Source organism: Curtobacterium sp. A7_M15, assembly GCF_030705415.1.
GTDB lineage: Bacteria > Actinomycetota > Actinomycetes > Actinomycetales > Microbacteriaceae > Curtobacterium.
Genome location: NZ_JAUZED010000149.1, coordinates 1 through 6,872, shown reverse-complemented (window position 1 = coordinate 6,872; position 6,872 = coordinate 1). Strand labels below are relative to the sequence as shown.

Sequence of the window (6,872 nt, the reverse complement as noted above, 5' to 3'; positions counted from 1 at the left end):
CGACGCCGCGGACGAGCCGGGCGAGGGCGCCGCGGACGAGCCGGACGGCGCCGCCGCGTCGGCCGCGGGCCGCTCGGCCGGCAGGTGCACCGTGAACACGGTGTCCCCCGGCTCGCTCGTCACGTCGACCGATCCCCCGTGAGCCTGCACGACGGCGTCCACGATGGCCAACCCGAGGCCGGTCGACCCCGCCGTCCGCGAGCGCGAGCTGTCGGCGCGGGCGAACCGTTCGAACAGCTTCGGCAGGAACTCGGGGTCGATGCCCTGCCCGGTGTCCCGCACGGTCAGGTCCACGCCGGCGCCCGAGGCCGCGGGCGCGAGCCCCACGGTGATGCGGGTGCCGTCCGGCGTGTGCGTCCGGGCGTTCGTGACGAGGTTGACGATCACCTGGTGCAACCGGGCGGCGTCCCCGACGACGACCACGGGTGTCGACGGGACGTCGACCTCGATCGGGTGGTCGGGCGATGCGGCGTGGGCGTCGTTCACGGCGTCGAGCACGAGCCCGGTGAGGTCGACGTCCTCGAACTGGATCTCGCGGCCCTCGTCGAGGCGGGCGAGCAGCAGCAGGTCCTCGACCATGGTCGTCATGCGCTTCGACTCGGACTCGATGCGGCTCATCGCGTACACGACGTCCTCCGGCAGGTCCGCACCCATCCGACGCGTGAGCTCGGCGTACCCGCGGACCGAGGCCAACGGCGTCCGGAGCTCGTGCGACGCGTCGGCGACGAACTGCCGGACCTTCTGCTCCGAGCGCTCACGGGCCTGCATGGCACCGGCGATGTGCCCGAGCATCCGGTTGAACGCGCTGCCCACGCGGCCGACCTCGGTGCGCGGGTCGGTGTCGGGGACACGGACGTCCTGCAGGGCGTCGCTGCGCTCGAGCGGCATCCGGGCGACGGTCGACGCGGTCTCGGCGACCCGTTCGAGCGGCCGCAGGGACCGGCGGACGACGACGGCGGCGACCACCGATGCGGCGACGAGCGCTGCGGCCACGACGATGACGACGACGAACAGGAGCGACCGGACGCTCTCGTAGACGGGCGACATCGGGAGTCCGACCACCAGGACGGCCTGCCCGAGCACGGGGTTGTCGACCTGCACGGCGGCGACCCGGTACCGGCCGAGGGACCCGCCGAGGTCCATCGTGGCCGGGTCGACGCCGACCTTCACGTTCCCGATCCGCGTGAGCTGCTCGGAGCTGAGCTGCAATCGTGTGCCGCCGTCGGTGAGCACGATGCCGTACGCCCCGCCTCCGGGCAGGTAGTAGGCCGTGAGCGTCCCGGCCGCCTGCCCCAGCGGTTGCAGCGAGTCGTCGCCGGGGCGCTGCCCGTTCGGGTTCTGCTGTCCCTCGCCGAACTTCGTGCTCGCACGGTCGGTCGCCTTCGAGAGCTGACTGTCGATCGTGCCCGTCTGGATGGATGCGAGCGCGATGATGCTCCCGGCACCGATGACCGCGCTGACGGCGACGACGAGCGCGACGATGCTCAGGACGAGCCGCCGACGAAGGGTCACGAGGTCGGCTTGATGACGTACCCGACGCCGCGCACCGTGTGGATCATCGGGGTCTCACCCGCGTCGATCTTCTTGCGCAGGTAGGAGATGTAGATCTCGACGACGGAGGACTTGCCACCGAAGTCGTACGACCACACGCGGTCGAGGATCTGCGCCTTCGACAGCACGCGGCGCGGGTTGCGCATGAGGAAGCGCAGAAGCTCGAACTCGGTGGCGGTCAGCTCGATCGGCCGACCGGCGCGCGACACCTCGTACGACTCCTCGTCGAGCACGAGGTCGCCCACGACGATGCGCGAGTCGCCGGCCTCGGAGATCGAGATCTGCGAGCGACGGATGAGTCCGCGGAGCCTCGCCACGACCTCTTCCAGCGAGAACGGCTTCGTGACGTAGTCGTCGCCGCCCGCGGTGAGACCGGTGACGCGGTCCTCCACCGAGTCCTTGGCGGTGAGGAACAGCACGGGGGTGTCGTCGTTGTTCTGCCGCAGGCGACTGAGCACCTGCAGACCGTCGAGGTCCGGCATCATCACGTCGAGCACCATCGCGTCCGGCTTCCACTCGCGCGCCGTGCTCAGCGCGTCCTGGCCGCCGTTCGCGCTCTTGACGTCCCAGCCCTCGTAGCGGAGCGCCATGGACAGGAGGTCGGTGAGGCTGGCCTCGTCGTCGACGACGAGGATGCGCAACGGGGTTCCGTCGGCACGCGTGAGGCGCGGGGCTGCTGCAGGCTGGGAGATGGTCACGTCTTCGAGTATCGAGAGTTTCCTATGAGCGGTCTGTGGAGCGGCCTTCCGCGCTCTGTGGATCAGCTCGCGCAGATCGGACACCGCGTCCGTAGGGTCAGGTGCATGCTGCATTCCTCCGCCTGGCCGGTCGCCACCCACCAGGTGGACGTCGGGGCGATCGAGGAGACGGCCAGGAGGCACGGCTCGTCCCCGACCGACCGGCTCGCCTTCGCGAGGTGGGTCGCCTCCACCGCACCGCTGCTGTCCGCGGGGACGGCCGGCGGGTCCTTCGCCACGCTCGCCGCCGTCGCGCTCGCGGACGTCGCCACCGCCCGGACGGTCGAGCCGCACCTCGACGCGCTCGCCGTGCTCGAGCAGGCCGGGGTGCGGGCTCCGGAGGGGTCGACCTGGGGTGTGTACGCCGCGGAGGCCCCGGGAGTCCGTCTCACGGCGACACCGACGGCGGCGGGCGTCGAGCTGCGCGGCACGAAGCCCTGGTGCTCGCTGGCCTCGACACTGTCGCACGCGCTCGTCACTGCCCACGTCGGGGACGACCGGCAGCTGTTCGCGGTCGACCTGCGACAGGACGGTGTGACCGTGCACGACGATGCCTGGGTCGCCCGGGGCATGCCGGAGGTGCCGAGCGGCCCGGTCGACTTCGCGGGGGTGCACGCGACGCCCGTCGGCGCTCCCGGCTGGTACCTCGCGCGTCCGGGGTTCGCCTGGGGCGGGATCGGCGTCGCGGCGTGCTGGTGGGGTGGCGCGATCGGGCTCGCCCGGGTGCTCCGCGACCTCGCCGTGGCGCGGCCGGGGTCCGAGCTGCTGCAGGCCGCGCTCGGTGCGACGGTGCTGGACCTCGCCGACGCCGAGGACGCGCTGGCCCACGCCGCGACGCGGATCGACGAGTCGGCGGACGGCCCCGCCCCGGACTGGTCCCTGCTCGCGCAGACCACGCGCTCGCGGGTACGGCGAGCGGTGGACGCCGTCCGCGAGCGTGTCGTCCGGACGGTCGGTCCCGCTCCCCTGACCTCGGACCCGGCGGTCGCCGCACGCGTCGCGGACCTCGAGCTCTACGTGCTGCAGGACCACGGCGAGCGGGACCTCGCCCGCATCGGCCGCATCGTCGTCGAGCGCGGCGGTGTCGCGTGGTGAGCTTCGACCACCGGGAGCCGGGCACGGACCCCGAGGACTGGACGTCCTTCCTGCAGACCGTGTCTTCGGTGCCGGTGCGGCTCGACGGGATCGCTCGGGTCGTGGTCGTCGCGCCGCACCCCGACGACGAGACGCTCGGCGCCGGCGGGCTCATCGCGGCGGCGGCCGACGCCGGGGTCTCCGTGCACGTGCTGCTCGTCACCCGCGGCGAGGGGTCGCACCCGGACTCGCCGAGCACCTCCCCCGAGCGGCTCCGGACGATCCGGCTCGGCGAGTTCCGGGCTGCGCTGGCCGTCCTCGCCCCCGCGGCGAGCGCGGAGGTCCTGGACGTGCCGGACGGCGGGCTCCGCGAGCACCCGGACGTGCTCCGGGAGGCACTCACCGAGCGCCTCCGACCGGTCGACGGTCCCGTGCTCGTCGTCGCACCGTGGCACGGAGACGGGCACCGCGACCACCGCATCGCGGGCGAGGTAGCCGCGGAGGTCGTCGCGGGCGCACCGGGGGCCGAGCTGCTCGAGTACCCGATCTGGGCGTGGCACTGGGACGATCCGACCGCGGCGGCGGCGCCGTGGGACCGCGCCCGGTCGCTGGCGCTGTCGTCGGAGGTCCTGGACCGCAAGCGCGCCGCACTCGACGCCTACCCCTCACAGACCCGTCCGCTCTCGCCGGCACCGGGCGACGAGGCGATCGTGGACACCAGGCACGCCGCGCACCACCTCCGGTCGACGGAGTGGTTCTTCACGCCGCCGACGTCGCGCTCCCGAGAATCGTTCGACGCCCACTACGAGCGGAAGCCCGAAGGCTGGGACTTCGAGGGCTCCTGGTACGAGCGACGGAAGCGTGCCGTGACCCTGGCCGCACTCCCCCGCGAGCGGTACCGGTCCGCGCTCGAGCTCGGCTGTGCCACCGGGGTCCTGACGGCATCGCTCACCGAGCGGACGGACGCCGTCCTCGGCACCGACATCGCCGCGGCACCGCTGGAACGTGCCCGACTCCGGGCGCCGGCCGCCCGGTTCGTCCAGGCCGAGCTGCCGTCCGAGTGGCCGGACGGACGGTGGGACCTCGTCGTGCTGTCCGAGGTCGGGTACTACCTGTCGCCGACGGACCTCGACGCGACGATCGACCGCGTGCTCGGCGCCCTCGACGACGACGGCGTGCTCGTCGCCTGCCACTGGCGTCACCCCGACGACGACGCCGTGACCTCCGGCGACGCGGTGGATGCCCGGATCGCCGAGCGCTGGCCGCGGCCCGCACTCGTCCGGCACGTCGAGGAGGACTTCGTCCTGAGCGTCTTCCCCGGCTCCGACGTGGTCTCCGTCGCGACGGCCGAGGGGCTGACCCCGTGACGCTCCCCGCACGCGTCGACGTCGTCGTCCCCGCGCACGACGAGGAGGACGGCATCGCCGGCTGCGTCGACGCCCTCGCCGACGCGGTCCGGGCCCTGCGGCGCGCGCACCCCGCCGTCGCGGTGGCGGTGGTGGTCGTCCTGGACGGGTGCACGGACCGGACCGCACCCGTCCTCCGGGCGTCGGCTGCGGCGGACCCGCTGTGGACCGAGGTCCCCCTCGAGGTCGTCGAGACCGCGCACCTCGGCGTCGGACGCGCGCGGGCCGTCGGGACCGCCCGTGCCCTCGCGACCGGCCCGCAGCCCTCCGAGCGGTGGACGGCGCACACCGACGCCGACTCCCGCGTCGACCCGGGCTGGCTCGTGCAGCAGGTCGAGGCACACGCCGACGGCGCGCACGTCCTGGTCGGCGCGGTCGTCCCCGACCCGGCGGACCTCGACCCCGTCGTCCTCGCCCGGTGGACGCTCGCGCACCCGCCCGGGTCGACACTCGGACACGTGCACGGCGCCAACCTCGGGCTCCGCGGCGACGTGTGCCTGGCCGTCGGCGGTTTCGACCCGGTACCCGAGCACGAGGACGTCCGGCTGGTGGAGCGGGCGCGTGCCCTCGGGTTCGACGTCCGTGCGACGACCGACCTCCCCGTGGTGACGAGCGGGAGGTTCGACGGCCGGACGCCCGGTGGCTACGCCGAGCACCTCCGTCGGACCTACGGCGACGCCTGCTGAGGCTTCATCGGAAGTTCTTGGGATCCGGCAGCACCACTCATCGGCTGCCTCCCTACGGTCTCCTCGACCCCAACACCGAGGAGAACCATGTTCCTGACCTACCTCAGGCGCGAACTCACGAACCGCAAGAAGCAGACCGTCATCATCGCGATCGGGATGGCGCTCGCCATCGCTCTCGTGGTCATCGTGTCCTCGATCTCCGGCGGCGTGAAGGCCGCGCAGGCGAGCGTGCTGCAGTCCGTGTACGGCGTCGGCACGGACATCACCGTGACGAAGACCGAGACACCGACCGGCTCGGCCACCGGCCGCCCGAGCTTCGACTTCGGGAGCCAGAGCGGCTCCGACAGCAGCAGCGGATCGACCGATCTGTCGCAGTCTCGCCTCGCCGTCTCCCGGGGCTCGAGCACGCTCAGCACCGCCGACCTGACGACGGTGTCCGGGACGAGCGGGGTCAAGGCCGCGACCGGCGTCCTCACCCTCGAGAACACGACGTTCTCGGGCCAGGTCCAGCAGCAGTCCGACAGCGGGAGCAGCAGCTCGAGCGACGGCAGCGACACCTCGACGCAGCAGGGGCCGCCGAGCGGCGGCGAGGGCGGCGGCGGCTTCGGCGGCGGCTCGTTCAACGTCGACTCCTTCACCGTGACGGGCATCCCGGTCTCCGGCGACGCGGTCGGCCCGCTCACGAGCACCGAGCTCACCGAGGGACGGACCTTCACGTCGAAGGACGCCGGCAAGGACGTCGTCGTGCTCGACGCCTCGTACGCGAAGAGCGAGTCGAAGGCCGTCGGTGACACGATCGAGATCGGCGGGAGAGACTTCTCCGTCATCGGCATCGTGTCGTCCACCGGATCGTCGTCGACCACCGGCTCCAACACGTACATCCCGCTCGACACCGCGCAGTCACTGGCCGACCTCGACGGCAAGGTCACCTCGATCTACGTCTCCGCCGAGTCCTCCTCCGACGTCAGCACGATCAAGTCCGCCCTGCAGAAGCAGCTCACCAGCGCGACGGTCTCGACCGAGTCCGACCTCGCCTCGAGCGTGTCCGGTTCGCTGAGCACCGCGTCGAGCCTAGTCTCGAACCTCGGGACCTGGCTGTCCGTCATCGTCCTGGCAGCCGCGTTCCTCATCGCGATCCTCTTCACGATCTCCGGCGTCACCCGACGCACCCGGGAGTTCGGCACGCTCAAGGCGATCGGCTGGTCGAACGGCCGCATCACCCGGCAGGTCGCGGGCGAGTCCCTCGTGCAGGGGCTCATCGGCGGCGTCATCGGAGCGGTCGCCGGCCTCATCGGCATCCTCGTGGTGAACGTGATCGCCCCGACGATCTCGGCGAGCGCCTCCAGCACGACCCGCGGCGGGCCCGGTGGGGCGGGCGGGTTCCCGGGCGGAGCGGCGACCGCCGCGGCGGGCAGCGG

The 6,872-nt window shown here is 72.8% G+C and carries 6 protein-coding genes; 4 read left to right on the top strand and 2 right to left on the bottom strand.

The features are described 5' to 3' along the window. Together Q7F20_RS17170 and Q7F20_RS17165 are read right to left on the bottom strand one after the other, a co-directional pair. Positions 1-1,512 (bottom strand): cell wall metabolism sensor histidine kinase WalK (locus Q7F20_RS17170; protein WP_305741279.1); only part of this gene is annotated, 1,512 nt, incomplete at its 3' end. Further along, positions 1,509-2,249, bottom strand: coding sequence for a response regulator transcription factor (locus Q7F20_RS17165; protein WP_031274250.1), 741 nt, complete (start codon positions 2,247-2,249; stop codon positions 1,509-1,511). The genes Q7F20_RS17165 and Q7F20_RS17170, both read right to left, overlap by 4 nt. Before the next feature lie 105 nt (positions 2,250-2,354). On the opposite strand from Q7F20_RS17165, the gene Q7F20_RS17160 reads away from it, so the two are divergent. The 4 genes from Q7F20_RS17160 to Q7F20_RS17145 form a co-directional block, all read left to right on the top strand. Continuing rightward, positions 2,355-3,383, top strand: coding sequence for an acyl-CoA dehydrogenase (locus Q7F20_RS17160; RefSeq protein WP_305741278.1), 1,029 nt, complete (start codon positions 2,355-2,357; stop codon positions 3,381-3,383). Continuing rightward, entirely contained in the window at positions 3,380-4,729 is a 1,350-nt protein-coding gene (locus Q7F20_RS17155) for a PIG-L family deacetylase (RefSeq protein ID WP_305741277.1), read from the top strand. Before Q7F20_RS17160 ends, Q7F20_RS17155 begins: the two co-directional genes overlap by 4 nt. Continuing rightward, positions 4,726-5,454: a glycosyltransferase family 2 protein gene (locus Q7F20_RS17150; protein WP_305741276.1), complete on the top strand. Its 729-nt coding sequence runs from the start codon at positions 4,726-4,728 to the stop codon at positions 5,452-5,454. The genes Q7F20_RS17155 and Q7F20_RS17150 overlap by 4 nt, the downstream gene beginning before the upstream one ends. A gap of 87 nt (positions 5,455-5,541) precedes the next feature. Next, a partial coding sequence (locus Q7F20_RS17145) for an ABC transporter permease (protein WP_305741275.1) occupies positions 5,542-6,872 on the top strand: 1,331 nt, incomplete at its 3' end.